Below are 26,302 nucleotides of genomic sequence, written 5' to 3' on the forward strand. Positions count from 1 at the left end.
AAGGGCAGGCGGGCCCGATCCTGTCTATGCTGTCTCTGATGCAACCGCTGCCAGGCGCGGATCTGCCCCGTCACTGCCGAATACCAAGTGCCAAGTGCCGGCGGACGCTGCCAGAACTTCCCGGCGTTTTTCTCGGGAGCGCTGCGTGGCCAGGCGGGCCCTTGCGGATTTCCGTGCCGGCACGCTCCCCAAGAGCCGAGCTATCCATGACGGGTGAGAAACGCGATGTCCGCGCCGGAGACGGCAAGGCAGCCACGGCGTCCGCGGCCCTGGCCGACCTGCGCGTCGTGGGCGCGGCGCTGGCGCGCGACTTCGCCGGGGCGGCGCGCTTCGGCCCGCGCCTGGTGGACGAGGCCGAAGCCGTGCTGTCGGTGCTGCTGGCCATCGCTTGCTCGCATCGCTTGGGCGGCACCAATGTCGGCTGGGCGGCGTTCAGCGGCTATATGGTGATGCGCTCGCACGTGGCGGAAAGCCTGCGCCGGGGCATCCTGCGCGTGGTCGGTACCGGCGCGGGCGCGGCGCTGGCGTGGCAGTTGGCCGGGGGCCTGGCGGCGGGCGTGCCGGGGGCCGGCGCCGCGCCATCCTTATGGCCGCCGCTGCTGGCCAGCGCGGCGCTGGCTGCGGTCGGCGCGCTGACACTGTATTTCGCGCTGGTGGGGCGGTATGGCTACGCCTGGCTGTTCACCGGGCTGACGTTCTGCATGGTGCTGATCGACGCCATACAGCATCCCGGCAGCGCATTGTCGTTCGCCACCGCGCGCCTGACCGAGGTCGGCATCGGCACCGCCGCGTGCGTGCTGGTCAGCGCCGTGTCGACGCTGACGCTGCGCCGCTTGCTGGGGCCCGTGAGCCGCCCGGCGATAGCGCGGCGGCCGTGGCTGCTCTGGCACCGGGCCGCCGCGGCGCATGTGCTGCAGGCGGCGCTGGCGCTAGCCCTCATTCCCTGGGCATGGCGCTGGCTGGGCGTCAGCGCGCTGAGCCAGTCGAGCATTACCATCATGGCGGTGATGATGGTGCCGGCGGCAAGCCTGGCGTCCGGACCGGGCGCGCACGCAACCATCTCGACGCGACTGCTGCACCGCTTCCTCGGTTGCTGCGCCGGCGGCCTGGTCGCCGCGCTGGCGCTGCTGCTGACCCATCACCAGCCGCTTGCCATGACCGCCGCCGTGGCCTTGGGCGTGGCCGCCGGCCGCCACGTCGAGAACGGACCGGTCGGCATTGCCTACGTGGGCACGCAGTTCGTGCTGGCCTTCCTGGTCGTACTGGTGCCCGACAGCTATGCCGATGCCGCTGTCGGCCCCGGCCTGCAACGCTTGTTCGGCATCCTGTTCGGCATGGTGCTGCTCGAACCGGTGCTCCTCGCCTTCCGCTACTTGCCGCGCCTGGGCTAGTCCACTGAATCACTGAAATTGGTCGGTGCCTGCCATGCCATGCGGGCTCATCGCGTCGTTGCAAATGCTCGCAATAGCCGTGCTATTGCTGCGCTTTGCGCCTAGCGCTGATTCCCGCATGGCATGTCCTTCACCTCCCATTTCAATGATTCAGCGGACTGGCCGGGCGCGCAGAATCGTCGTTTTGGACGACGCCTGCCGCCGGTGCGCTCTCCAGAATCGTCTCAGCCGGCCGGGGCGCTCCGTGTGCCCGGCCACTGCATACAAGAACAATCAGGGGACAGGCATGGCGAGCGCCCACCGAAGTGTGCTCGTGATGCGCTCGCCATGCGCTTGCGATGCGGCCGCCCCGGCGCCGCCCGCTGCGCCTGGTATGGCGGCAGCGGCCGTCGCGGCCATGGCCGCTCGTAAGGCGCATGCCTGCGTCCCGCCACCGAGAGACAGCCATCATGACGCAAACGCACCACCCAGAATCCGCCAACGTTCTGGTCGAGATCGCCGAGGCCGGCTATGCCGTGCTGACGCTGAACCGGCCGCAGGCGATGAATGCCCTCTCGGTGGCGCTGTGCCGCGAACTGGCGTCGGCCATCTCGGCGCTGCAGGCCGATCCGCGCGTGCGCGTGCTGATCCTGACCGGTGCCGGGCGTGCCTTCTGCGCCGGGCTGGACCTGAAGGAGTTGTCCGGCGGCCGGGGGCTGTCGGATTTCGTCAGCACCAGCGACCCGGTCCGCGTGCTCGGCACCTTTACGGGGCCGGTCATCGGCGCCATCAATGGCGCGGCCATCACCGGCGGCTTCGAGCTGGCGCTGGCCTGCGACATGCTGATCGCCTCCAGCGAGGCGCGCTTTGCCGATACCCATGCGCGCGTGGGCATCGTGCCCGGCTGGGGGCTGTCGCAGAAGCTCAGCCGGCTGGTCGGCATCGGCCGGGCCAAGGAAATCTCACTGACGGGCAACTTCGTGGGCGCTGAAGAGGCGGCGCGGATCGGCCTGGTCAACCGCGTGGTGGCGCCGGAACAGTTGTTGCCGGAAGCGCGCCGGCTGGCCGAGGACATGTTGTCGGCGGTGCCGGAAATGCTGCCCGAGATGAAGGGGCTCATCGACGAAGGCTATGCGATGGAACTGGGCGCAGCGCTGGAACTGGAGCGGCAGCGCTCCAAGGCATGGAGCCAGGCGGTGCCGCGCGAGGAGATCGCGCGGCGGCGCGAGGCCGTGCAGCAGCGCGGGCGCGAGCAGAAGGCGCGCGCCTGAGGCCAGACGCGGCACGGTGGCGCCACCGCGGCCGCCGAGGCAAGGATCAGAGATCGGGGATCACGACAGGACAACGACGAGGAGAAAGGTATGGCAATCCGCACGATGACGGCAGTGGGCAGGTGGCTGGCGGCGGCCGGGCTGGTCGGCCTGGCTTCGCTGGCGCAGGCGCAGAAGACCTATGACGTGGGCGCAAGCGACAGCGAGATCCGGATCGGCAACACCGTGCCCTATTCCGGGCCGGCGTCCGCCTATGGCACGGTGGGCAAGGCCGCCGACGCCTACTTCCGCAAGATCAACGCCGAGGGCGGCATCAACGGCCGCAAGATCAAGTTCGTCTCGCTGGACGACGCCTACAGCCCGCCGATGGCAGTGGAGCAGACGCGCAAGCTGGTCGAGCAGGAGCAGGTGCTGCTGATCTTCGCGCCGCTGGGCACGGCCAGCAATGCGGCCACGCAGAAGTACCTGAACATGAAGAAGGTGCCGCAGCTCTTCGTCAGCTCGGGCGCCCACCGCTGGGGCGACCCCGAGCACTTTCCCTGGACCATGGGCTGGAACGTCAGCTACCTGAGCGAGGGCCACATCTACGCCAAGCACATCCTGGCCAACCGGCCGCAGGCGAAGATCGCCATCCTTTACCAGAACGACGAGTTCGGCAAGGACATGCTGCGCGGCTTTCTCGACGGCCTCGGCGAGAAGGGCAGGGCCCTGGTGGTGGCGCAGGCCAGCTACGAGCTGAGCGACCCGACCGTGGACAGCCAGATGATCAGCCTGAAGAGCTCGGGCGCCGACACGCTGGTCGACCTTTCCACACCGAAGTTTGCCGCGCAGGCCATCCGCAAGGCGGCGGCGATCGGCTGGAAGCCGGTGCATTACCTCGCCAATGTGTCGAGCTCCGTTACGGCGGTGCTCAAGCCGGCCGGGCTGGAGAATGCCAAGGACATCCTGTCGGCGGCCTTTGTGCGCGATCCGTCCGACCCGCGCTGGAAGGGTACAAAGGAAGAGGCCGACTTCGCCGCCTTCATGAAGAAGTACTACCCGGAGGGCGACGCCAGCGATGCCCTGAATGTCACCGGCTACTCGATGGCGCAGACCATGGTGCAGGTGCTCAAGCAGGCGGGCGACAACCTGACGCGCGCCAACATCATGAAGCAGGCCGCCAGCCTGGACATGACGCTGCCGATGCTCTACCCGGGCATCAAGCTCAAGACCAGCCCGACCAACTTCCACCCGCTCGCCGGCATGCAGATGGTGCGCTTCAACGGCACCGGCTACGATCCGATCGGCGGGGTGCTCGGCCAATAAATAGCGCCCGGCGCTGCCCCGCCGCCCGGGACCTATCCAGGAGAAAAGACAGTCATGGCAATCGAGTTTCCACGCTCGTGGATGAACGAGGAACTGGCGATGTACCGCGACACCGTGGTGCGCTTCGTCGAGAACGAGATGGTTCCGCATGACGAGGCCGCGCGCAAGCGTGGGCACGTCGGCCGCGAGATCTGGCGCAAGGCGGGCGAGCTGGGCCTGCTTTGCGCGGACATTCCCGAGGCCTACGGCGGCGGCGGTGGCGACTTCCGCCACGAAGCCGTGTTCGACGAAGAGATGGCACGGCGCAGCCTGACCGGCATGGCCACGTCGGTGCACAGCATCGTCGCGCACTACCTGCTCAACCATGGCACCGAGGCGCAGAAGCAGCGCTACCTGCCGCGCATGGCGCGCGGCGAGCTGATCGGCGCCATCGCCATGACCGAGCCGGGTGCCGGCTCCGACCTGCAGGGCGTGCGCACGCGCGCCGAGCGCCAGGGCGACGGTTATGTGATCAACGGCTCCAAGACCTTCATCACCAACGGCTACCTGGCCGGCCTGGTGCTGGTGGTGGCCAAGACGGACCCGTCACAGAAGGCCAAGGGCATGTCCATCCTGATCGTCGAGACGGCGGACTGCCCGGGCTACCAGGTGGGCAAGGTGCTCGACAAGATCGGACTGAAGGCGCAGGACACCTCCGAGCTGTTCTTCGACAATGTGCGCGTGGGCGCCGACTGCCTGCTGGGCGGCGAGGAGGGCAAGGGCTTCTTCCAGCTGATGAGCGACCTGCCGTATGAGCGCCTGATCATCGGCGTCAGCGCGGCGGCGGCGATGGAAGGCGCCTACGAGGCGACGCTGCAGTACTCGCGCGAGCGCGAGGCCTTCGGCCAGCCGATCGGGCAGTTCCAGAACACCAGGTTCAAGCTGGCCGAGATCGCCACGCACGTCAAGGTGGCGCGTGCCTACATCGACCGCTGCGTCGAGGACATCGTGGCCGGCCGGCTCGACACGGTGGGCGCCTCGATGGCCAAGATGTGGGCCAGCGAACTGCAGAACCGCGTGGTCGACGAATGCCTGCAGCTCTTCGGCGGCTATGGCTATATGAACGAATACCTGATCGGGCGCATGTACGTGGACGCGCGCATCCAGCGCATCTACGGTGGCACCAACGAGATCATGAAGGAAGTGATCTCGCGCGCGCTGTAGTCGCTCCGGCCGCGCGGGCGCGGCGTGGCACTGCGGCCGGCCGGATCCGCGGATCAGTGGATCAGTGGATCAGTGGATCAGTGGATCAGTTCCAGGCGGCGGGCGATGGCCACCGCCTGGGTGCGGTTCTGCGCGTTGAGCTTGCCGTTGATATTGCGCAGGTGGGTGCGCACCGTGCTGTCGGAGACGAACAGCTTTTCGGCCAGCGCGCTGTTCGAATAGCCTTCGGCCACCAGCGTCAGCAGCCGGATCTCCTTGGCGGTGAGCGGCTCGACCAGGGCGGGGCATTCTGCTGGGGCCTGCAGCGCGGCATCGGCAGGGCCGGCACCGCCGAAGGCCTGCATGAGCCGCTGCAGGTAGGCGCGGAAGATGGGATCGGCAGCGGCGCTTTCGTCCAGTGACATCGCCTCCACCTGGCGCACCAGCAGGGCGGCGCGCTCGGCCTCGTCCGCGAACAGGCGCACGAAGCCCTCCGCGCAGCCCGTGCGCAGCGCGCCGGCCATGGCGGCCACGGCCGCCGGCGCGTCGCCGGCCTGCGCCAGCGCCATCGCCTGCAGGACGCGCAATGTCAGCGCGCGGCGGAAGCGCCGGCTGCGCACGGCGGCTTCGATGCCGTCGGCCAGCCGCGGCAAGGCCTGCGTGGCGCGCCCGGCCGCGATCAGCCAGCGCAGTTCGGCCAGTCCGTGGTAGTGGATGTCGTGCGCGGACAGCCGCAGGCGCGCCACGCGCTCCCATAGCGCGTTGTCGTCGGCGCGCTCCATCTCCTCGCGCGCACTCTGCAGATGGCCCTGCATGGTCAGCAGATGGGCCCGTTCCAGCTTGGCGCTGCTGACCACGCGCGGCAGCTGGCGCTGGTGGCCCAGGTATTCCAGCTCGGTCAGGTAGTGGAAGGCCTGGTCGACGTCACCGTGGTGGAAGGCAATGCGCGACAGCAGCCGGTAGCCCTGGATCATGTGGTCCGCCAGCCCGGCGTCCCTGGCCAGCGGCACATAGACGTGCAGCAGGTGCTGGGCCTGGTCGAGGTCGTTGGCTTCGTAAAGGCTCGCGGCATAGAGCACGCCGGCCCAGGCATTGCCGCCGGTGTGGCGGTGCGAGGCCGCGTGCGTGGCGGACACGGCGATGCGGAAGCGCGCCGTGGCCTCGCGCAGGCGGCCTTCTTCCAGGTCGATGATGCCGCCGACGGATTCGGAGTACATCTTGATGAAATGACTGGCCACGGCGCTCTGGCTGCTGCGTGCCGCATCCAGCAGGCGGTGCGACTCCTGGTACTCGCCCATCACGGCGAACAGGTAGGCCATGCAGTTGGACAGCACGCCGTCGGCGAAGCACTGGCGCGCCGGCATGTGGCGCAAGGCCTCGCGGCCGAGGGCGAAGGCGGCTTCCGCCTGGTCCATCACGGCGAGCAGGAAGGGGCGCAGGGCCAGCACGTGCGGCCGCACTTCGGGGTCCTCGCTGTCGGCACAGCCGTAGGCATCCAGCATGGCCTGGGCCTCGCGCGGGCCGCGCGTCAGGCACAGCGCCCAGACGTGCACCACCTGCAGCAGGGCCGAGTCGGCGATGCAGGATGGCGGGATGGCAGCGAACCAGCGCGTCAGCAGCCGCATGCGGCCGCCTTCCAGCAGGCTCACCGCATGCCGCGCCAGCAGGCGCACCGCGTGCTCGAAGTTGCCGCTCTCCAGCGCGTGGTCGATCGCCGGCACCGGGCGGCCATGTTCCTCGTACCAGCAGGCGGCAGCGCGGTGCAGCCGGCGTTCCTCCTGCGGCTGTTCGCGTTGCAGCTGCGCGCGCAGGAAGCCGGAGAAGAGGCTGTGATAGCGATAGCTGCGCGCCTCGCCTTCCATCGGCGTCAGGAAGAGGTTGGATTCTTCCAGCCGCGCCAGCATGGCGGCGCTGTCGGTGCCGGGCAGCAGGTGGTCGCACAGCGCCGCATCGAGATGGCGCAGGATGGATGTGCGCAGCAGGAAGTCGCGCACGGGCGGCGGCTGCCGTGCGAGCACGTCCTCGGCCAGGTAGTCTGCCAGCGCCTGGTTCGAGCCGGAGAAGCGCGCGATGAAGGCCGCGCGGTCCTGGCCGTCGTCGCGGCGCTCCAGCGCCAGCGAGGCCAGCCACAGGGCAGCGACCCAGCCTTCGGCCTTGCCGTGCAGGCGCGCCACCTCGTCGTCGGGCAGCGCGATGTCGCGACGCCGGTTCAGCAGCTCCGCTGTCTCCGGCAACGAGAAGCGCAGCAGCTCGGCGTCGATCTCCAGCAACTGGCCGCGCGCCCTCAGCCGGCCCAGGCCCAGGTCGGGCAGGCCGCGCGAGCCGATCACCAGCCGTCCGCCGCGCGGCAGGCCTTCCAGGATCTCGCGCATCAGGCGCAGCACGGTCGGCTCCTGCAGCGCTTCGAAGTCATCCAGGAAGAGGGCGAAGGGCGAGTTGCGCGAGGCCAGGCTGGCCATGATGTCCAGCGCCATGTCGGCAGGCGAGCGATAGCCCGCGTCGGGCGCGCCGCCGGCATGCGCGGCGGCATCCCCGGGCATGCTGCCGACCGCCGCCGCCAGGCAGGCGAGGAAGCGGGACGGGTCGTTGTCGGCGCCGTCCAGCGTGAGCCAGGCCGTGTCGACGCCGCTTTCCTCCAGCAGGGCACGGCACTGCACCATCGCCGTGGTTTTGCCGAAGCCCGCGGGGGCCCGCACCAGCACGACCTTGGCGGCGCCGGCCGCGCGCACCCGTTCCTGGATGGCGGCGCGGCTTACCTGGGAAACCGTGGTGGTGGGCGGGCTGAGCTTGCTGGAAAGCGGAGTACGGGACGGGTCGACCGACTTGTGCATAGGGGAATTCCGGACCAACGGCAGGGTGTGCAGCGCAGGCGACACATGCCGCCAGCGCTGCATCGCGCCAAAGCATACAACGATCGCGACGTTCAGCCATGTCGCACAGCAGCACGGCCTAGGCGGGGGAGGTGCGGACGAAGCGGACAAAATGGACGAAGCGGACGAAGCGGACGAAGCGGACGAAGCGGACGAGAAGGCGCAGGGCAATCGTCTTATCCGACGATGCCGCGGCTGCGCCCTGTTCCTATGATCGGATGCATCAAGGGTGGGGCGCCGAGTCGGCCCCTGCCGCCGTCCCCCGCGTGGGCATGAAGAATGAATCCGGGCGCCAGGAACCGGCGTCCTGCCCCGACTTCCCTGAAACCCGCTTCACCGTTGCCAGGAGCTGACAAATGACGGGACCATTGCAAGGCTTGAAGGTGGTGGAAATGGTCGGCATCGGCCCGGCGCCGTTCTGCGCCATGATGCTGGCCGACATGGGTGCCGAGGTGATCCGCGTCGACCGTCCCGGTGCGTCGGGCGAGGTGCTGCCGAAGCAGGCGCGCTTCGATGTGACGGCGCGCGGGCGCCGCTCCGTCGCCGTTGACCTGAAGCGGCCGGGCGGGGCCGAGACCGTGCTCGCGCTGGTGGAGCAGGCCGACATCCTGATCGAGGGCTTCCGCCCCGGCGTGATGGAGCGTCTGGGACTGGGGCCCGACGCCTGCCTCGCGCGCAATCCGCGCCTGGTCTACGGCCGCATGACCGGCTGGGGCCAGCATGGCCCGCTGGCACAGGCGGCGGGGCACGACATCAACTACATCGCGCTGACCGGTGCCCTGCACGCCATCGGGCGACCGGACGAGCCGCCGGTGGTGCCGCTCAACTACGTCGGCGACTTCGGCGGCGGCGCTATGATGCTGGCCTTCGGCGTGCTGTGCGCGCGGCTGGAGGCGGTGCGCAGCGGCAAGGGCCAGGTGGTCGACGCCGCCATGACCGACGGCGCGGCCCTGCTGTCGGCCATGATGTACGGCTTCAAGGCGGCCGGCACGTGGAGCAACCAGCGCGGCGAGAACCTGCTCGATGGCGGGGCGCATTTCTACGGCACCTATGCCTGCGCCGACGGCAAGTATGTGGCCATCGGCGCGATCGAGCCGCAGTTCTACGCCGAGCTGATCCGCTTGAGCGGCATCGACGATCCCGCCTTCGCGGCGCAGCGCGACGTGCACGGCTGGCCGGTGCTGAAGCTGCGCCTGGCCGACGTGTTCAAGACCAGGACGCGCGCCGAATGGTGCGCGCTGATGGAGGGTTCCGATGTCTGCTTCGCGCCCGTGCTGGATTGGGACGAGGCGCCGGCGCACCCGCACAACCGCGCGCGCGGCACCTTCGTCGAGATCGACGGCGTGACCCAGCCGGCGCCCGCGCCGCGCTTCTCGCGCACCCCCGCGCCGACGCCGCGCGGGCCGGCTGCGCGCGGCAGCGACACCGAGGCGGTGCTGCGCGACTGGGGTTTCCCGGCTGCCGCCGTCGCGGACCTGAAGCAACGTGGCGTGATCTGAGGCACGCGCCGGCGCGGCCTGGGTCGCGCCGCTGCAATGCCCCGCCATGCCTGTACGGTGGCATGCGGCGGCGGCCGCGTCGGTCCGCACGCCCACCATGCCCACCAGGCCACCAAGCCACCAGGTTTACCGGCCCCCTTTACCTCGACCACCCCCTCACCATGTTCCTGACCCAACCGCTGCACAAGGCCTTGCGCCAGCGTCCCCAGGCCGAAGCGCTCGTCTTCGGCGCGCGCCGTTCCACCTTCGCGGCGCTGTGTGACCGTGTCGCACGGTTGGCCGGCGCGCTGCAGCGGCTGGGCATGCGGCCCGGCGACAGAGTCGGCATGCTGGCGCTGAATTCCGACCGCTATGTCGACTATCTCTACGGCACGTGGTGGGGCGGCGGCGTGGTCAATCCGGTCAATGTGCGTTGGAGCCCCCGCGAGATCGCCTGGTCGCTGGACGACTGCGACACGCGCATCCTGCTGGTCGACGAGGTGTTCGCCGGGCAGGCGCAGGCCGTGCGCGGCCTGTCGCGCGCGTTGCGCACGCTGGTCTATGTCGGCGACGGCGCGGTGCCCGCCGGCATGCTCGGCTACGAGGCGCTGCTGGCACAGGCCGCGCCGGTGGAGGACACGCTGCGCAGCGGCGCGGACCTGGCCGCCATCATGTACACCGGCGGCACCACCGGGCTGCCCAAGGGCGTGATGCTGACCCACACGAACCTCGTCAGCAACGCGCTGGGCGCCATCGTGGCGGCGGCGCGCCCCGAGCGCGCGGTCGGCATCCAGGCCGCGCCGATGTTCCATGTCGGCGGCATGGGGCTGACGCTGCAACTCATGCTGCGGCTGCGCAAGCAGGTAATCCTGCCGGTCTTCGACGAGCTTGCCGTGCTGCGTGCCATCCATGAGGAACGCGGCAGCGAGATCTTCCTGGTGCCGACCATGCTCAAGCGCCTGCTCGATGCGCCGCAGTTCGGCGAGTATGACCTGAGCAGCCTCGCCATGGTGCTGTACGGCGCCGCGCCCATCGACAGCACGCTGCTGGAGCAGGCGCTGGCGGCGCTCCCGCAGGCCGGCTTCGCGCAGCTCTACGGCATGACCGAGCTGTCGCCGGTGGTGAGCTGCCTGCCGGCCTGGTGCCATGCGGGCGCGGCACGCGATCCCGGCCGGCTGCGCTCGGCGGGCCTGCCGATGCCGCTGGCCGAGGTGCGCATCGTCGACGCCGACGGCAAGGAGGTGCCGCGCGGCACCGTGGGCGAAATCACGGTGCGTGGGCCGAGCATGATGGCCGGCTACTGGAATCAGCCGGAGCAGACCGCGGCCGCGCTGCGCGGCGGCTGGATGCATACCGGCGATGGTGGCTACCTGGACGAGGATGGCTTCCTCTACGTGGTCGATCGCATCAAGGACATGATCGTCACCGGCGGCGAGAACGTCTATTCGGCGGAAGTCGAGAACGCCATCCTGCAGATGGCGGGCGTGCGCATGTGCGCGGTGATCGGCGTGCCTGACGAGCAGTGGGGCGAGCGCGTGCACGCGGTGATCGTCGCCGCGCCCGGCTCCGCACCGGACGCCACCGCGGTCGTGGCTCACTGCAAGACGCTGATCGCTGGCTACAAGTGCCCGCGCAGCGTCGAGTTCCGCGACGCGCTGCCGCTGTCGGCGGCGGGCAAGCTGCTCAAGTACCAGCTGCGCGAGCCGCACTGGCGCGGACGCGGGCGCAACGTCAACTGAGATCGGCAGAGGGCGGCGCGCGCCTGGTACGAAAGGGCGGACAACACCCGCTGCCGCTCAAATCGTCGTTTTCGACGAGCCCGCCCGAACGGCCCGCAACAAGAATGACGTACGGTCACCGTTGTCCCGGCGGCCAGCCCGCAAGCTGGCTGCAGCAGAGCGCCGACGCGGCATCCCCAATCCGGGGCCCTGGTCCCCATCCACCTCTGAGAACGCCGTCATGTCACAGGACAAGCAGCCGCAGGGAACCTCGCCCCTGCTGAAGGTCGATGCGGTATCGGTGCGCTTCGGCGGCATCCTTGCCCTCGATGCGGTTTCGTTCAGCGTCGCGCCGGGCCAGATCTGCGGCCTGATCGGCCCCAACGGCGCGGGCAAGAGCACCGTGTTCAACTGCCTGTCGCGCATCTATGACTGCGGCACCGGCAGCATCGAGTTCGGCGGCCGGCGCGTGTCGGGCCTGCGCCGGCATCGGATGGCGGGGATCGGCATCGGGCGCACCTTCCAGAACCTGGCGCTGTTCCGCACCATGACCGTGCGGGAGAACGTGCTGGTGGGCTGCCACAGCCAGCACCATGCCGGCTTCCTGCGTACGATGCTGCGCCTGCCTGGCGAGCGCGGCATCGAGCGCGATGCACTGCGGCGTGCCGACGAGATCCTGCACTTCCTGGGCCTGGAGGATGTCGCCGGGCGCGTGGTGGCGGACCTGCCCTTCGGCACGCAGAAGCGCGTCGAACTGGGACGCGCGCTGGCCGGCAGGCCGCGCCTGCTGCTGCTCGACGAGCCGGCCTGCGGGCTGAACCACGAGGAACTGGAAAGCCTGGGCTCGCTGATCCGCGGCATACGCGACCGCCTGGGTATCACGGTGCTGCTGGTGGAGCATCACATGAGCCTGGTGATGGAAGTGTCGGACAAGGTCGTCGTGCTCAACTTCGGCCGCAAGATCGCCGAGGGCACGCCATCGGAGGTGCGTCAGCACCCGGAAGTGATTCGCGCCTACCTGGGAGGCCAGCATGCAAGCGCTGCTTGACGTCAAGGACCTGCACGCCTCGTACGGCGCCACGGCCGTGCTGCACGGCATCGACCTCGAGATGCGTCCGGGCTCAGTCACGGCGCTGCTGGGCGCCAACGGCGCGGGCAAGACCACGACCTTGCGCGCACTGTGCCAGATGATGGTACGCACCACGGGTTCCATCCGCATCGACGGTGCGCGCGCCGACGGCCGCGCTACCGAGGACATCGTGCGCCTGGGCGTGGCCCACGTGCCCGACGGCCGCGGCACCTTCCTCGGCCTGAGCACCGAGGAGAACCTGCGCCTGGGGGCCTACCTGCGCCGCGATAAGGCGGGCGTGGCCGAGGACTTCGAGCGCATCTACGCCTATTTCCCGCGCCTGAAGGAGCGGCGCGCGCAGCAGGCGGGCACGCTGTCGGGCGGCGAACAGCAGATGCTGGCCATCGGCCGCGCGCTGATGTCGCGCCCGCGCCTGCTGCTGCTCGACGAACCGTCCTTCGGCCTGGCGCCGCTGATCGTGCGCGACATCTTCGACATCATGCGCCGCATCAACCGCGAGCAGGGCGTGTCCATCCTGCTGGTCGAGCAGGATGCGTCGCTGGCGCTCGATATCGCCGATTCGGTCTACCTGCTGGAGACGGGACGCATCGTACTGCACGGCACGCCGCAGGATATCCGCACCAACGATTCCGTACGACGCGTCTATCTCGGCGCCTGAGCGGGCGGGACCGGCACCACAGGCACCACAGGCACCACCGAGCCCGCCGGCATGGACCGGCAGGCCGACAAGAAGAAACGACAGCAACGAAAGCAACGACGGCAATCGAAGGAGACAAGATGGATGCGTTCCTGCATCAACTGCTGTCCGGGCTTGCCACCGGCAGCATCTACGCCAGCGTCGCGCTGGCGCTGGTGATGATCTACCAGTCCACGCACCACGTGAACTTCGCCCAGGGCGAGATGGCGATGTTCTCCACCTACCTGGCCTGGATGCTGATCCAGGCGGGTCTGCCGTACTGGGCGGCCTTCGTGCTGACGGTGCTGCTCTCCTTCGCGCTGGGCGCGCTGGTGGAGCTGGCGGTGATCCGGCCGATGCGCCAGGCGCCAGTGCTGTCGGTGGTGGTGGTTTTCGTCGGCCTGCTGATGATCTTCCACAGCCTGGCGGGCTGGCTGTTCGGCTTCACCATCAAGCAATTCCCGAGCCCCTTTCCCGACGACGCATGGTACGGCTCGAGCTTTATGTCGCCGCACGAGGTGGGCGCCATCGCGGTCACGCTGGCGGTGATGGCGCTGCTCTTCCTGTTCTTCCGCTTCACGCCGCTCGGGCTGGCCATGCGCGCGGCGGCGCAGAACCCGGTGTCGTCGCGGCTGGTGGGCGTCAATGTGGGACGCATGCTGATGCTCGGCTGGGGCCTGGCCGGCGCGGTGGGCGCCATCGGCGGCATGCTGGTGGCGCCGGTGGTATTCCTCGATCCGGGCATGATGAGCGGCGTGCTGATCTACGCCTTCGCGGGCGCCCTGATCGGCGGCATCGACAATCCGGCCGGCGCGGTGCTGGGCGGCTTTATCGTCGGCGTGCTGGAGAACCTGATCGGCACCTATGTGGTGGGCACCGAGCTGAAGCTGACGGTGGCGCTGGTGCTGATCGTGGCGGTGCTCATCGTGCGTCCCTCCGGACTGCTTGGCAAGACCATCGTGATGAAGGTGTAACCATGACTTCCTTCGACCCCACCGCCGCCGCGCCAAGTGCGCTGGCCAAGCCCGCGGCCCCCGCGCGCCGCCTGCGCGTTTCGCCGTGGCTGCTCCTGCTGCTGGCGCTGGCCTTGGCCTTCCCCTTCGTGGCACAGGGCTACGCCATCTTCCAGGCCACCATGGTGCTGTCCTACGCCGTGGCGCTGCTCGGGCTGAACATCCTCACCGGCTACAACGGGCAGATCTCGCTCGGGCACGGCGCCTTCTATGCGATCGGTGCCTATGCCTCCGCCATCCTGATGGATCATTTCGGCGTGCCGTACTGGGCCACCATCCCGGTGGCCGCGGGGGTCTGCCTGGTGGCGGGCTACCTGTTCGGGCTGCCGGCGCTCAAGCTGGAAGGCCTCTACCTGGCGCTGGCCACCTTCGCACTCAGCGTGGCGATGCCGCAACTGCTCAAGTACAAGTACCTGGAGCCATGGACCGGCGGCGTGCAGGGCATCGTACTGATGAAGCCGGATGCGCCGTTCGGCCTGCCGCTGACGCAGGACCAGTGGCTCTACCTGTTCTCGCTGGCGGTGGTGGCGGTGATGTTCCTGCTCGCGCGCAACCTGCTGGAGAGCGGCGTCGGCCGCGCCATCGTGGCCATCCGCGACCACCCGCTGGCGGCCGAAGGCATGGGCGTGGACAACCGCCACTACAAGGCCGGCGCCTTCGCCGTCTCGGCGATGTATACGGGGGTGGGCGGCGCCCTGTCGGCGATCGCGGTGCAGTTCGTCGCTCCGGATTCCTTCCCGATGTTCCTGTCGATCTCGCTGCTGGTGGGGGTGGTGGTGGGCGGCGTGGGCACCATCTCCGGCGCCTTGTACGGCGCGCTCTTCATCATGTTCGTGCCGAGCGCGGCCGAGAAGATCTCCAAGGCCGCGCCGTGGGCGATCTACGGCGTGGTACTGATCCTGTTCGTCTTCGTCATGCCGGCCGGCGTGGCGGGCCTGGTGCGCAAGGCGAGAGAGCGCTTCGCCGCGCGCTAGCCGCGCGGCGCAGGCCGCGGCGGCAGGTGGCAAGCATGTGGCAATCGCGACAAGAAGCGGCCCCAGGCGGCCGCAAAATGGAGGAGTCAAGGATGCACCGTTCGACAGCCCTGGGCATCGCGGCCGCCCTGGGCCTGGCGCTTGCCGCGCCGGTCACGCACGCCCAGAAGCAGTACGACACCGGCGCCAGCGATACCGAGATCCGCATCGGCAACGCCAATCCGTACAGCGGGCCGGTATCGGCCTATGGCGCCATCGGCCGCAGCATCGCGGCCTATATGAAGATGGTCAACGACCGCGGCGGCATCAATGGGCGAAAGGTGCGCTTCATCACCTACGACGACCAGTATTCGCCGCCCAAGACCATCGAAGCCACGCGCCGGCTGGTGGAGCAGGACGGGGTGCTGGTTCTGTCGGGGAACGTAGGAACGGCAGCCAACCTGGCTATCCAGCGCTATGTCAATGTCAAGGGCGTGCCCAACCTGATGGTGTCGGTTGGCACCGGCAAATTCGACGATCCCAAGCATTTCCGCTGGACCGTGCCGTTCAACCCGAGCTATGAGGCCGAAGGCGCCTTCTTCGCCCAGAACATCCTGAAGACGCGGCCCGATGCGAAGATTGCCGTGCTCTACCAGAACGACGATTTCGGCAAGGACCTGCTGCAAGGATTGCGGCAGGGCCTGGGGGCCAAGGCCGACAAGATGATCGTGGCCCAGGCCTCCTACGAGACGTCCGACCCGAGCGTGGACTCGCAGATCGTCCAGCTCAAGGCGTCAGGCGCCAATGTCTTCGTCAATTTCTCCCTGGCGCGCCAGGCCGCGCAGGCGATCCGGAAGGTCTACGACCTCGGCTGGCGGCCCGACCAGCAGTACGTGACCTATGTGTCCGCCTACGTGAAAGGCACCTTCGCGCCGGCCGGCCTGGACAAGTCGGTCGGGGTGCTGTCGATGCGCTTCTTCAAGGACGCATCGCAGAGCCAGTGGGACAACGATCCCGAGACCCAGGCCTACCGCAACTTCCTGAAGACCTACCTGCCCGATGAGGACGTGGCCAACAGCATCGCGGTGTATGGCTATATCAGCGGCCAGGCGCTGGAGTATGTGTTGAAGAAGGCGGGCGACAATCTGACGCGCGAGAACGTGCTCAAGCAGGCCACCACGCTGAAGGACGTGCGCTTCGCGATGATGTTGCCGGGCATTACGCTGAGCAACTCGCCCTCCAGCTATTTCCCCATCAACACCATGCAGATGGTCAGGTTCGACGGCAAGGACCTGGTGCCGGTCGGGCAGCCGTCGAAGATCCAGTAAGCGGGGCGCTGCCGGTCCGCGGCGCCAGCACGAGGCTGAGCACGGCCAGCAGTACGCAGCCCACGCCGGCGAGTTGCGGCCAGCGTACCGGCTCGCCGAGCCAGGCGAAGGCGAGCAGCACCGCCGATGCGGGAGCCAGCGCGGTGAACAGCGCGGCCTCCGTGCCGCTGGTGCGGGCGGACCCGGCGTACCACAGCAGGAAACCACACACGGTGGGCCCGAGCGCGTAGTAGGCGACGGCCGCCAGGGCCGGTGCGGACAGCGTAGCCGGCCGGGCTTCGAAGAGAGCAGGCACAAGGCAGACCAACAGGCCGATGCCGCTCATGATGGTGGACAACGCCAGCGGCGCGATCGGCCGGCGCAGGCGGCGGTTGAGCAGGATGAATAGTCCTTCGCACACGACCGCCGCCAGCACCAGCAGACTGCCGGACAAGGCATGCCCGCTGCCGGCACCGGGCGCGAAGGTGATCGCCGCCACCCCCGCCGTCGCCAGCCCGATGGCCAGCAACAGTCGCGGCCCGGGCTTCTCGCGCAATACCAGGATGGCAATGCCGGCGGAGACCACCGGCAGCGTGCCGATGATCACGCCCGCGTCGGCCGCCGAGGTCAGGCGCAGGCCGGCGATTAGCAGGGTGGTATAGCCTACGCTGCCGGCGGCGGCCTGCAGACACAGCAGCAGCCAGTCGCGGCGGTGCGGGCGCGGCCAGGCAGCCCGCGTCAAGCGCATCAGCAGCACGAAGCACGGCAGTGCGAGGGCGAAGCGCAGCGCGGTGGCGGTGAAGGGCGGCAGGCCGGCGGCGATGATCTTGCTGCCGGCGACGGTGCTGCCCACCATCGCCATGGCCAGCGCCAGGCAGCCATAGCCAAGGAATCGTCGTTGCATCGGGGGCCCCCGGGAAGGAAAGGCCACAGCGTAGGCCGGCATGGGGCGCTGCGTCTTGAACAGAATTGCAGCGTGCGCGGAGGGAGGGACAGAGGCTGCCGGATTCAGGCGCGCGCGTAAGCGCTGGGCGTGATGCCGAAGCTGCGCACGAACAGCCGCGTCATATGGCTCTGGTCGGCAAAGCCGCTGGCGGCGGCGGCGTCGGACAGCGGCGTGCCGCGCGCGATCAGGGCGCGGGCGCGGTGAAGGCGCCGCTGCACCAGGTAGGCGTGCGGCGTCAGCCCGGTGGCGCGGGTGAAGCCGCGCACCACCTGGAAACGGCTCAGGCCGCTGGCGCGCGCCAGGTCGGCCAGTGTGAGGGCGGCGGCGGGGTCGTCATCGAGCAGCGCCTTGGCGCGCAGGATGGCGGCAGGGGCCTGCGTCATCGGCGCCGTGCCGCACTGGGTCAGCCGGGCCAGCAGGGTGAGCAGCAGGCTGTCGCACTCCAGCGTGCCGCCCGCCGGTGCCGGGCTCGTCATCAGCGCGAACAGGCGGTGGAAGCCGGTGGCGATGGCGGAGTCGGTCACGACAGGCTGCGTGAATTCGCATGAGACCGCTTTGCCGGCTCCAATCTCTTCGCCTGCTTGCTGCACCAGTACCGGATCGAAATAAAGCATGCGCCAGGCGCGGCCGCCGTCGCCGAGCGGCGCGCCGTCATGAACTTCGCCGGGGTTGACCGTGATGATGTGGCCCGCAGCGGCCTCGACGACGCCGCGTCCGCTGCGCGAGCGGTGCGCGCCGCGATCGATCACGCCCACGCCGAACTGTTCATGCGTATGCCGCGCAAAGGTCTGGCGCGTGTCGGCGACGACCGCCTGCATGCCGGGCGCATGGCAGGAAAGGAGCTGGAGCGGGCGGTTCTTCATGCCGTCTGCTGGCCTGGTCGCGGGGCGCCGGGGCGCCGGATCGGTTGGGCGGCCGGCCGCGGGCTGCGGCACGGTGCGGGTCAGCCATGTTACACCCGGCTGCGTGCCGGGGGCGCGGCTGACGGCGCCGGGACCCGCCATGCCCCCTAGCGCGAGCGCGACTCCATCAGGTCCAGTTCCCGCACCAGCTTGCGCGCGGTTTCGTCGGAGATCCGGTCCTGGCGGGCCAGCGAGAAGATGGCTTGGCGCTCGGCCCGCAGGCCGGCCAGGCGCATTTCGCGCTCGGCCTGGTCGGCCTTGCGCAGTTGCGCGGGGTCGGTGTCGCCCGGCACGCTGCCGTCCAGTTCCAGGCGGTGCTGGTACAGCGAGATCACGTGGGCCGCGGCATTGGCGTAGACGTCCATGTCGGCAGGCGCGCGCAAGGCATCGAACTGGGCCTGCTCGATGGCGGCGATGGCGGCCTCGGCGGCCTGGCGCCGGCCGAGGTCTTGCTCGAGTTTCTCGGCCGGTTCCTCGGGGAACTCCAGGCCTTCGAGCAGGCGCGGCAGGCCGATGCTGGCGGTCAGCAGCGACAGCAGGATCACGGCGGCGGCCAGGAATATCGCCAGGTCGCGCGCCGGGAACGGCTCGCCGGCCAGTGTCTGCAGCGGCAGCGTCAGCACACCCGCCAGCGTGATGGCGCCACGCACCCCGGCCAGCGAGGTGGCCACCACCAGGCGCCAGTGCGGCTTGCGCACGGCTTCGCCGCGCCGGCGCGCCGCCTTCAGCGTGAGCCGCAGCGACACCCAGACCCAGGCCAGGCGCAGCAGCGCCAGCCCCACATTGATCGCCAGCGCGTACACCGCCAGCCACCAGGGGCTCAGGTGCCCGCTCTGCGCCACCGAGGCGACCGCGCCCTGCAGGATGCGCGGCAGCTGCTCGCCCAGCAGCACGAACATCATGCCGTTCAAGGTGAACTGCACCGTGTCCCACACGGCGGTGCGCTGCACGCGCGTGGCCGCCGCCGTGCGGCCGCGCAATTCCACGTAGCTGGTGGTGATGCCAGCGGCCACGGCGGCCAGGATGCCCGAGGCCTCAGCCGTTTCTGCCAGCAGGTAGGCGCCGAAGGGAATCAGCAGGCTCACCAGGATGGACGAGCCGCTTTCCTCGCCGACGCGCGGCGCCAGCCAGCGCTGCGCGAAGCTGATCGCCAGGGTGGTGCCAACGCCGATGGCCAGCCCGGCCAGCGCCATCCACAGGAAGGTCAGGGAGGCGTGCGCCAGCGAAAAGCTGCCCGTCAGCGCCGCCGCCACCGCGAAGCGGAAACACACCAGGCCCGACGCATCGTTGAGCAGCGACTCGCCTTCCAGGATGTGCATCAGGCGCTTGGGCATGCGCGTGCGCGCGGTGATGGCCGAGACCGCCACCGGGTCGGTCGGCGAGACGATCGCGGCCAGCGCGAAGGCCACCGGCAATGGCATCGCCGGGATCATCCAGTGGATCAGGAAGCCGGCGCCGACCACCGTGAACACCACCAGGCCGAGCGCCAGTTCGAGGACGACCGTACGGTCGCGCGCGAGTCCGCTCTTGGGGATGCGCCATCCATCCAGGAACAGCAGCGGGGGCAGGAACAGCAGGAAGAAGGTAGCAGGGTCCAGCGCGACACCGGCGTGGAAGACCCCCGCGATCAGCGCGCCCAGCGCAATCTGTACCAGGGGCAGGGGTAGCGCGACCGGCGACAGGCGGGCGAGATAGCCGCTGGCGACGACGGCCACCAGCATGCCCAGGATGACTTCAATGGCGTTCAATGTGATTCCTTGTCAAGGCTCGTCCACAAGGCGGACGCTGTGTGGAGGCCGCGATGGCAAGCTGGCGGCGCGACACAGGGAAGGAGCGAGGGGAGGGGCACGCGGCGCGTGCTTGGTGCTCCGGACAGGGGGTGAATTATATACATTCGCGAGTGTATATAAATGCACCTTCCGGATCGCCGGTGAAACGCGCCTGCCCACTTGTGCAGAGCGCCGTGCCAAATGGCCGCTTGCCGGCGCCACCTGACGAGGGCATCGAGACGGGGGGAGAGCGAGCGGGGGCGTTACGCAGCGCGGATGGCGTGCGCACCCTTTGGCAGCTACCGGTCCGATCCGCTCAGCCTGTTCCTGCGCAAGGACATCGTCTGAGCAGGCTCACGCAGACCGGGTCCAGGTCGGGCGTCGAAGCTAGACCCGCTGGCGGGACAGAACCCAGAGGTGTACGCCCAGGCTGGCAAGGAACAGGCCCGCCAATTCGAGCCATCCGGAACCACCGCGCAAGCATAGCGCGACGCCGGCGGCGCCCGCTGCCAGGCCTGCACCGCTGCGCCATGCGCCTCGCACTCGGCCGCTGCCTGCCGGCGTGCTGCTGGCGCTCGGATGTGGCGTGGCTGGCTCCGGCGGGGCGCTGAATGGCATGATGGCTTCCTGAGGGCTTGGGCGGCCCGCGCCTTACCAGGCGAGGGCCCTGCGCGGCGGGGCTGGCGGGTTTGCAGCCATCGACCTGCAGAGGACTGCCCACTCTACGGCGTGCCGGGGATGGGCGGGAACGAATAAGAACGACGATGCTTATGCGTTTTCCAACTAAGCGGACGAAGGCGGGCTGATGCCCCCGGGCCCCTTGCCGGGCCTCGTGAGAGAATCACCGCGCGCCGCGGGCTTCACTGGCCGGCGCGCGACCCGCAACCCGCCCCTTGCCACGACGCCAATGCCGCTTTCCCCGCTGGACCCCGCCGACGCCACGTCCACCACCGCTGCCGATGCCGCTTCCGACCTGCTGCCGGGCATGCCATACCGCCACTACAAAGGGGGCGCGTACCGCATCGTAGGCCTGGGCCGTATCGAAGCGGATCTTTCCCAGGTCGTGGTGTACGAGGCCATGCGCGACCGCTCGCAATTGTGGGTGCGGCCGCTCGATGTCTTCCTTGAGCCGGTCGAGACGCCGCAGGGCGACCAGCCCCGCTTCGCGCCAGACTGGCCGGCGGCGCTGGGCTGCCTGGATTTCCTGCCGCGGGCGGCGGTGCTGCAGGCCCTGGCCTGCTACGACGCGCCGTACCGGCATTACCACGACCGCCGCCATGTGCTGGAGATGTTCGAGGTGGCGCACAGCCGCGGCATTGCGCTGGCGCCGGCGCAAGCGCTGGCGGTGCTGCTCCACGATGCGGTCTATGTGCCGGGCTGCGAGCACAACGAGGCGGCTTCGGCGGCATGGATCCCGACGCTGGCGGCGGGCACCGACGCCAGTACCTTGGCCATGGCGGCGCGCATCGTGCTGGATACCCGCGCCCACGTGCCGTCGCTGCTGGAGGCCGAAGTGGTGCTGGATCTGGATCTTTACCGGCTCGCGGCCCCCGCCGAGGCATTCGCGGCCTACACCGCGGCGGTGTTCGAAGAAAACCGCGCCGTGCTGGCCGCGCATACCGGGCTGGCAGGCGAGGCGCTGTACGACGCCTTCCTGCGGCGGCGCATTGCCTTCCTCCAGGCACTGGCAGAGCGCGAACGCCTGTTCCTGACCCCGGCGTTCGCGGATTGCGATGCGCGTGCGCGAGAGAACATCGCCGGGTTGGCTGCATCGGTCTGAGCGTTCCTGCCGACAGACCGGCACGTCTGCTGCCGGCGCCGCAGACGCAGCCGCAGCCGGGACAGTGGGCCGCCTTGCTAGACCAATTGGTACAGCATGACGCCGTCGTCCCGCAATTCGCGCCGGACTTCGCCGCGATGGACCAGGTAGTTCAGGCAGGCGATGCTCTCGCCCGTGGCCAGCCCCAGCAGGGCGCGGTCCGACTCGACGATGGCGCGCGAGAACAGGGCACCGAAGACGTCGACGGCGCGGCGCGGCTCGTGCAACTCGCTGCGCAGGCGCTCGAGGCTGCGGTCCTGGCCGCGGCGCAGCTTGTCGAGACGGGCGTGCAGGCCGCGGAAGCAATCGTTGTGTGACGGCAGCACCAACACATCATCGGGCACTTCACGCTGGATCTTGTCCAGCGAGGCGTACCAGTCGGCGATCGGGTCGGCATCGGGCTCGATCGGGTAGACCGAGACGTTGGACGAGATGCGCGGCAGCACCTGGTCGCCGGAGATCAAGAGCTTGAGTTCGGGACAGTACAGGCAGGCGTGCTCCGGCGAGTGGCCGGTGCCGACGACAACGCGCCAGACATGGCTGCCGATGATGATCTCGTCGCCGTCCTGCAGGCGCCGGAAGCTGTCCGGCAGGGCATGGATATGCTGGCCGAAACGGCCGAAGCGGGCGCGGTAGGCCTCCAGCGCGGCCTCGCTCCAGCCCGCGGCGCGGTAGAAGTCCACGCCATCGGGCGGCGCCTCGCGGCCGGTGTCCGAGGTGGCGACGCGGCAGTTCAGGTATTCCAGCCGGGTCATCCAGAGCTTGCAGCCGAACTTGCGGGTCAGCCATCCGGCCATGCCGACGTGGTCGGGGTGCATATGCGTGACGAAGACGCGCGTCAGCCTGTCGAGGCCGGGCACGCTGCTGCCCAGCCGGCGCCAGATGGCGACGGCCTCGTCGGTGCGCGCACCGGTATCGACCACGGCGCAGCCCTCACCATCGGCGATGGCCCACAGATTGATATGGTCTAGCGAATAGGGCAGAGGCATGCGGATCCAGTGCACGCCCGGCGCCACTTCCAGCACGCTGCCTGGCTCGGGCGGTGCGGCGAAAGGATAGATGGGGGCTGTCTCGGGGCTGGCTTGGCCCTGGTCTTGTAGTTCTGTCACGGTATTGGTCTTCCGTAAGCCTGTCGGCGGGTGGGGATGTTGCAGCTTACTGCAGATCGCACGCAGATCGCACGCACTCGCAATGCTGATCTTGCACAGCCCGCCCGGCGTTCGCGGCACGTGGGCGTCCCGCAGGGCCGGCCGCAGGCGGACTTGGGGCGGCTGTCGGGCCCGAGTCCACGGCGCCGGATCCGTCGCTTTGCATTAAGCGCGTGTTTACATTTCGCCACATACTCGATACACTTCGCGCTTATTGCGAATCACTCGCATTCGCGTTCGTGATTTCGGTGTCGGCATTGACGCCGGATCGGGCCGGCAAGCCTGCCGATCCGCCCTGCCTAGTGCCTTCGCCGTCGCCGCCTTCCACGCATCTTGCGTGCGCTTTACATCCCTCGATTTGTCGACGCCATGATTTCCCCCTTCAAGACGCGCACCCGTGTGCTCGCGTCCGTCGGTGTGCTTTACTGCACAAGCCTTATCCATGCCACGCCCGCTGCTGCCCAACAAGCGACGCAGCAGGGCCAGGACGAACAGAAGGCACCGGTCGCGACCTTGCCCGCTGCCGTGGTGACAGCCGACTCGCCGCTGCAGACGAAGGCACTGCCCTCGTACAAGTTCGTCGCGCCGCTGATCGATACGCCGCGCTCGGTCACCGTGATTCCCGAGGAACTGCTCAAGCAGACCAACGCCACCACGTTCTCGGATGCGCTCAAGACCGTGCCCGGCATCACCTTCCTGGGCGGGGATGCGGCGGCGAACCCTTCGGCCGACCGTCCGGTCATCCGCGGATTCGAGTCGCGCAATTCGATCTTCGTGGATGGCCTGCGCGATTCCGGTGTGCAGAACCGCGAGACCTTTGCCATCGAGCAGATCAGCGTAATCAAGGGGCCTGACTCGGTCTACGCGGGGCGCGGGGCGGTGGGCGGCAGCATCGACATCGTTACCAAGATGCCGCGCGCGGACGATTTCACCGAGGCCAGCCTCGGTCTGGGCACGGAGGCGTACAAGCGCGCCACCCTGGACATGAACCGGCGCATCAACGATGAAACCGCGGTGCGCTTGAACGTGATGGGGCACGACGCCAACCAGCCGGGCCGCAACAATGTCTATAGCCGGCGCTGGGGTGTAGCGCCTTCAGTGGCGTTCGGGCTCAATACGCCGACCACGGTGACGCTGAGCTACTACCACCTGAACAGCTATGACATGCCCGACTTCAGCGTGCCGTTCCGTACCACCGGCGGCACGCCGGGCGCGGGCAGCGGCATCACGCGCTCGCAGTTCTATGGGCTGAATACGCGCGATTACCGCTACGGGCAGACGGATACCGGTGAAATCCGCGTCGAGCACCGCATCGACGACAACTGGAAGATCCGCAACACCACCATGTTCGGCCGCGCGACGCTGGACTACGTCGCCACCAACCCGCAGTTCCTGAACAACAACCCGGGCATCCTGCAGCTCCAGGCCAAGAGCGGCAAGTACGCGAACAACAGCATCGCCAACCAGACCGAGATGACCGGCAAGGCCAGGCTGTTCGGCATGGAGCATACGCTGACCGCCGGAGTGGAATTCAGTTGGGAAAACAGCCTTTACGAAGGCTATCTGGTCAGCGACAGCGCAGGGAACAACATCCGAACCGGGGGACCGTGCTCGGTGGCATTCAACTGCACGCTGGTTGGCGGCTGGAACCCGGACGTGCCCTGGACCGGCAACATCGTGCTCAACGGCGACAAGGGTTTCCCCGGCGCGCCCACGCGCACCCGCACCAATGTCTGGTCGGCCTACCTGTTCGACAGCGTGAAGCTGAGCGACCGCTGGCTCTTCAATGCCGGCACCCGCTTCGACCGCTTCGATGTCAATGCCACCCAGGCCGGCGCGCCGGACCTGAACAATACCTCCAACCTGTTCAGCTACCAGCTCGGCCTGGTGTACAAGCCGGTCGACGCGGTGAGCCTGTACGCGTCCTACGGCACCTCGGCCAACCCGCCGGGCGCCAACAGCGGGCTGGGCGGTGGTACCGACCAGATCAACAACGGCAACCAGAACCTGTCGCCCGAGCGCAGCCGCAATATCGAGGTCGGCGCCAAGTGGGACGCGCTGGACCGCCGCCTGTCGCTGACCTCGGCGCTGTTCCAGACCGACAAGACCAATGCACGCGTCGCCGATGGCCTGGGCGGCACCATCAACGCCGGCAGCCAGCGTGTGCGCGGCGTGGAACTGGGCGCGGCCGGCAATCTCACCGACAAGTGGCGCGTGTTCGGGGGCTACTCCTACCTCGATGCGATCACGACCAATGGCGGGCCCGCCAATCCTTCCGCGTCCGGCCTGCCCATGGTCATGGTGCCCAAGCATAATTTCACGCTGTGGACCTACTATGACGTGCTGCCCAAGCTGTCGATCGGCGGCGGCGCCACGTTCTCCAGCCTGACCTACGCCTCGGTCACCGCCACCACGCGCAAGTGGACGCCCGGCTATGCGCGCTTCGACGCCGTCGCCACCTACCGCATCAACAAGACGCTCGACCTGCAGCTGAACCTGCAGAACATCTTCGACAAGAAGTACTTCTCTTCGGCCTATCCCATCTACGCGACCTGGGCGCCGGGCCGCTCGGCGGTGATGACGCTGAACTTCCATATGTGAGCGCGCAGAGGCCCCGCCAGCGGGGCCGCGCAAGCGCGCAAGGAGCGGGGGCAGGGGGACGCGGGCTGCCGGTACTGTACACTTATGCCTGCATTATGCATACGTACAGCGGTGCGGGAGTGAAATCCCGCGTGCTCCGCTTTCCGGCTTTTTTTGCCCTATCCGTCTCCCCATGTCCGAAGAAAAGAAGAGCTTGTCCGAGACCATCCGCTCCGCCATCGAACAGGAGATCTTGTCGGGCAAGCTGCCCAGTGGCGCGCAGATCGAGGAGCAGCAGTTGCTGGCGCGCTTTGGCGTGTCGCGCACCCCGGTGCGCGAGGCGCTGATCCAGCTTGCCTCGGCCGGCCTGGTGGACCTGGTGCCGCGCCAGGGCGCCATCGTCTCCTCGATCACGCTGCGCGAGTACGTCGCCATGAGCGAGATCCTGGTGCAGCTCGAAGCGCTCTCAGCGCAGCTCGCCGCGCGCCGTATCTCCGCGGCGCAGCGGGAGGCGATGCAGGCGGGATATGAGGCGTGCCGCGTGGCGGCGGAGCAGGCGGACGGCGAGCGCTACCGCGCGGCGAACGACAGCTTCCACCACGTCATCTACGAGGCGTGCTGCAATGAAATCCTGTCGCGGCAGATCGTCACCATGCGCGCGCGCATGCGCGGCATGCGCGACCTGCGTTTCGAGAAGCCGGCGCGCATCCTGGCCTCGCTGGAAGAACACAAGGCGGTGATGGACGCCATCCTGCGCGGCGATGAAGAGGCCGCGGCGAAGGCCATGGTCCGCCATATCGCCACCGGCGGGGATGTCTATGCCGACATGATCGCGGCCATGCCGGCCGACGAGGCGGCGCGGATGCGGGCCCGGCGCTAGCGGTGTCCGGGCGGCGGCGCAGCAC

General features: G+C 68.8%; 19 protein-coding genes. 14 read left to right on the top strand and 5 right to left on the bottom strand.

Features of this window, described 5'->3' with window-relative positions:
- The first annotated feature begins 206 nt into the window (after positions 1-206).
- From AC1Z3O_RS26060 to AC1Z3O_RS26075, 4 genes are all read left to right on the top strand, one after another.
- Positions 207-1,391, top strand: coding sequence for an FUSC family protein (locus AC1Z3O_RS26060; protein WP_483518898.1), 1,185 nt, complete (start codon positions 207-209; stop codon positions 1,389-1,391).
- Positions 1,392-1,840: 449 nt separating this feature from the next.
- Positions 1,841-2,641: an enoyl-CoA hydratase gene (locus tag AC1Z3O_RS26065; protein WP_483518900.1), complete on the top strand. Its 801-nt coding sequence runs from the start codon at positions 1,841-1,843 to the stop codon at positions 2,639-2,641.
- Positions 2,642-2,731: 90 nt separating this feature from the next.
- The gene (locus tag AC1Z3O_RS26070; protein ID WP_483518902.1) at positions 2,732-3,946 is read left to right on the top strand and encodes an ABC transporter substrate-binding protein; all 1,215 of its coding nucleotides are present in this window, start codon (positions 2,732-2,734) and stop codon (positions 3,944-3,946) included.
- Positions 3,947-4,000: 54 nt separating this feature from the next.
- Positions 4,001-5,149 (top strand): acyl-CoA dehydrogenase family protein, encoded by a 1,149-nt coding sequence (locus tag AC1Z3O_RS26075; RefSeq protein WP_483518904.1) that lies wholly within the window; start codon positions 4,001-4,003, stop codon positions 5,147-5,149.
- Between the two features lie 77 nt (positions 5,150-5,226).
- Here AC1Z3O_RS26075 and AC1Z3O_RS26080 read toward each other — a convergent pair whose 3' ends face one another.
- Positions 5,227-7,959 (bottom strand): winged helix-turn-helix domain-containing protein, encoded by a 2,733-nt coding sequence (locus tag AC1Z3O_RS26080; protein WP_483518906.1) that lies wholly within the window; start codon positions 7,957-7,959, stop codon positions 5,227-5,229.
- A 395-nt stretch (positions 7,960-8,354) separates the two neighbouring features.
- Here AC1Z3O_RS26080 and AC1Z3O_RS26085 point away from each other — a divergent pair, with 395 nt between their 5' ends.
- The 7 genes from AC1Z3O_RS26085 (at position 8,355) to AC1Z3O_RS26115 (ending at position 16,254) form a co-directional block, all read left to right on the top strand.
- On the top strand, positions 8,355-9,497 hold the full coding sequence (locus tag AC1Z3O_RS26085) for a CaiB/BaiF CoA transferase family protein (protein ID WP_483518909.1): 1,143 nt from the start codon (positions 8,355-8,357) through the stop codon (positions 9,495-9,497).
- Positions 9,498-9,658: 161 nt separating this feature from the next.
- A complete protein-coding gene (locus tag AC1Z3O_RS26090; protein ID WP_483518911.1) occupies positions 9,659-11,215 on the top strand; it encodes a long-chain-fatty-acid--CoA ligase in 1,557 nt (518 codons plus the stop codon).
- A 220-nt stretch (positions 11,216-11,435) separates the two neighbouring features.
- Complete coding sequence (locus AC1Z3O_RS26095) at positions 11,436-12,242, top strand: ABC transporter ATP-binding protein (protein WP_483518914.1); 807 nt, start codon at positions 11,436-11,438, stop codon at positions 12,240-12,242.
- Complete coding sequence (locus AC1Z3O_RS26100; RefSeq protein WP_483518916.1) at positions 12,226-12,942, top strand: ABC transporter ATP-binding protein; 717 nt, start codon at positions 12,226-12,228, stop codon at positions 12,940-12,942. The genes AC1Z3O_RS26095 and AC1Z3O_RS26100 overlap by 17 nt, the downstream gene beginning before the upstream one ends.
- Positions 12,943-13,061: 119 nt before the next feature.
- Positions 13,062-13,934 (top strand): branched-chain amino acid ABC transporter permease, encoded by an 873-nt coding sequence (locus tag AC1Z3O_RS26105; protein ID WP_483518918.1) that lies wholly within the window; start codon positions 13,062-13,064, stop codon positions 13,932-13,934.
- A gap of 2 nt (positions 13,935-13,936) precedes the next feature.
- Entirely contained in the window at positions 13,937-14,947 is a 1,011-nt protein-coding gene (locus tag AC1Z3O_RS26110; RefSeq protein WP_483518920.1) for a branched-chain amino acid ABC transporter permease, read from the top strand.
- Between the two features lie 92 nt (positions 14,948-15,039).
- Positions 15,040-16,254 carry an ABC transporter substrate-binding protein gene (locus AC1Z3O_RS26115; protein WP_483518922.1) on the top strand — a complete coding sequence of 405 codons (1,215 nt, stop codon included), beginning with the start codon at positions 15,040-15,042 and terminating at the stop codon, positions 16,252-16,254.
- Here AC1Z3O_RS26115 and AC1Z3O_RS26120 read toward each other — a convergent pair.
- The 3 genes from AC1Z3O_RS26120 to AC1Z3O_RS26130 form a co-directional block, all read right to left on the bottom strand.
- On the bottom strand, positions 16,199-17,137 hold the full coding sequence (locus tag AC1Z3O_RS26120; protein WP_483518924.1) for a DMT family transporter: 939 nt from the start codon (positions 17,135-17,137) through the stop codon (positions 16,199-16,201). The two genes, AC1Z3O_RS26115 and AC1Z3O_RS26120, sit on opposite strands and share 56 nt — an antisense overlap.
- A 104-nt stretch (positions 17,138-17,241) precedes the next feature.
- The gene (locus tag AC1Z3O_RS26125; RefSeq protein WP_483518926.1) at positions 17,242-18,042 is read right to left on the bottom strand and encodes an AraC family transcriptional regulator; all 801 of its coding nucleotides are present in this window, start codon (positions 18,040-18,042) and stop codon (positions 17,242-17,244) included.
- A gap of 146 nt (positions 18,043-18,188) precedes the next feature.
- Positions 18,189-19,829, bottom strand: coding sequence for a Na+/H+ antiporter (locus AC1Z3O_RS26130; RefSeq protein WP_483518928.1), 1,641 nt, complete (start codon positions 19,827-19,829; stop codon positions 18,189-18,191).
- Positions 19,830-20,757: 928 nt separating this feature from the next.
- Here AC1Z3O_RS26130 and AC1Z3O_RS26135 point away from each other — a divergent pair.
- A complete protein-coding gene (locus AC1Z3O_RS26135) occupies positions 20,758-21,630 on the top strand; it encodes a DUF1653 domain-containing protein (RefSeq protein ID WP_483518930.1) in 873 nt (290 codons plus the stop codon).
- Positions 21,631-21,707: 77 nt separating this feature from the next.
- On the opposite strand, the gene AC1Z3O_RS26140 is transcribed toward AC1Z3O_RS26135, so the two are convergent.
- Entirely contained in the window at positions 21,708-22,778 is a 1,071-nt protein-coding gene (locus AC1Z3O_RS26140) for an MBL fold metallo-hydrolase (RefSeq protein WP_483518932.1), read from the bottom strand.
- A 408-nt stretch (positions 22,779-23,186) separates the two neighbouring features.
- Here AC1Z3O_RS26140 and AC1Z3O_RS26145 point away from each other — a divergent pair, with 408 nt between their 5' ends.
- Together AC1Z3O_RS26145 and AC1Z3O_RS26150 are read left to right on the top strand one after the other, a co-directional pair.
- Positions 23,187-25,418, top strand: a complete 2,232-nt coding sequence (locus tag AC1Z3O_RS26145; protein ID WP_483518934.1) for a TonB-dependent receptor — start codon at positions 23,187-23,189, stop codon at positions 25,416-25,418.
- Between the two features lie 172 nt (positions 25,419-25,590).
- Complete coding sequence (locus AC1Z3O_RS26150; protein ID WP_483518936.1) at positions 25,591-26,277, top strand: GntR family transcriptional regulator; 687 nt, start codon at positions 25,591-25,593, stop codon at positions 26,275-26,277.
- The last annotated feature ends 25 nt before the right edge of the window (positions 26,278-26,302 follow it).

The sequence above is a fragment of the Cupriavidus sp. 09_S30 genome, assembly GCF_056930435.1.

Coding starts and splice junctions, on each gene's coding strand:
- AC1Z3O_RS26125 (WP_483518926.1), bottom strand. CDS start 18,042: ATGAAGAACCGCCCGCTCCAGCTCCTTTCCTGCCATGCGCCCGGCATG.
- AC1Z3O_RS26110 (WP_483518920.1), top strand. CDS start 13,937: ATGACTTCCTTCGACCCCACCGCCGCCGCGCCAAGTGCGCTGGCCAAG.
- AC1Z3O_RS26100 (WP_483518916.1), top strand. CDS start 12,226: ATGCAAGCGCTGCTTGACGTCAAGGACCTGCACGCCTCGTACGGCGCC.
- AC1Z3O_RS26070 (WP_483518902.1), top strand. CDS start 2,732: ATGGCAATCCGCACGATGACGGCAGTGGGCAGGTGGCTGGCGGCGGCC.
- AC1Z3O_RS26150 (WP_483518936.1), top strand. CDS start 25,591: ATGTCCGAAGAAAAGAAGAGCTTGTCCGAGACCATCCGCTCCGCCATC.
- AC1Z3O_RS26115 (WP_483518922.1), top strand. CDS start 15,040: ATGCACCGTTCGACAGCCCTGGGCATCGCGGCCGCCCTGGGCCTGGCG.
- AC1Z3O_RS26060 (WP_483518898.1), top strand. CDS start 207: ATGACGGGTGAGAAACGCGATGTCCGCGCCGGAGACGGCAAGGCAGCC.
- AC1Z3O_RS26080 (WP_483518906.1), bottom strand. CDS start 7,959: ATGCACAAGTCGGTCGACCCGTCCCGTACTCCGCTTTCCAGCAAGCTC.
- AC1Z3O_RS26120 (WP_483518924.1), bottom strand. CDS start 17,137: ATGCAACGACGATTCCTTGGCTATGGCTGCCTGGCGCTGGCCATGGCG.
- AC1Z3O_RS26135 (WP_483518930.1), top strand. CDS start 20,758: ATGCCGCTTTCCCCGCTGGACCCCGCCGACGCCACGTCCACCACCGCT.
- AC1Z3O_RS26095 (WP_483518914.1), top strand. CDS start 11,436: ATGTCACAGGACAAGCAGCCGCAGGGAACCTCGCCCCTGCTGAAGGTC.
- AC1Z3O_RS26090 (WP_483518911.1), top strand. CDS start 9,659: ATGTTCCTGACCCAACCGCTGCACAAGGCCTTGCGCCAGCGTCCCCAG.
- AC1Z3O_RS26145 (WP_483518934.1), top strand. CDS start 23,187: ATGATTTCCCCCTTCAAGACGCGCACCCGTGTGCTCGCGTCCGTCGGT.
- AC1Z3O_RS26105 (WP_483518918.1), top strand. CDS start 13,062: ATGGATGCGTTCCTGCATCAACTGCTGTCCGGGCTTGCCACCGGCAGC.
- AC1Z3O_RS26075 (WP_483518904.1), top strand. CDS start 4,001: ATGGCAATCGAGTTTCCACGCTCGTGGATGAACGAGGAACTGGCGATG.
- AC1Z3O_RS26085 (WP_483518909.1), top strand. CDS start 8,355: ATGACGGGACCATTGCAAGGCTTGAAGGTGGTGGAAATGGTCGGCATC.
- AC1Z3O_RS26065 (WP_483518900.1), top strand. CDS start 1,841: ATGACGCAAACGCACCACCCAGAATCCGCCAACGTTCTGGTCGAGATC.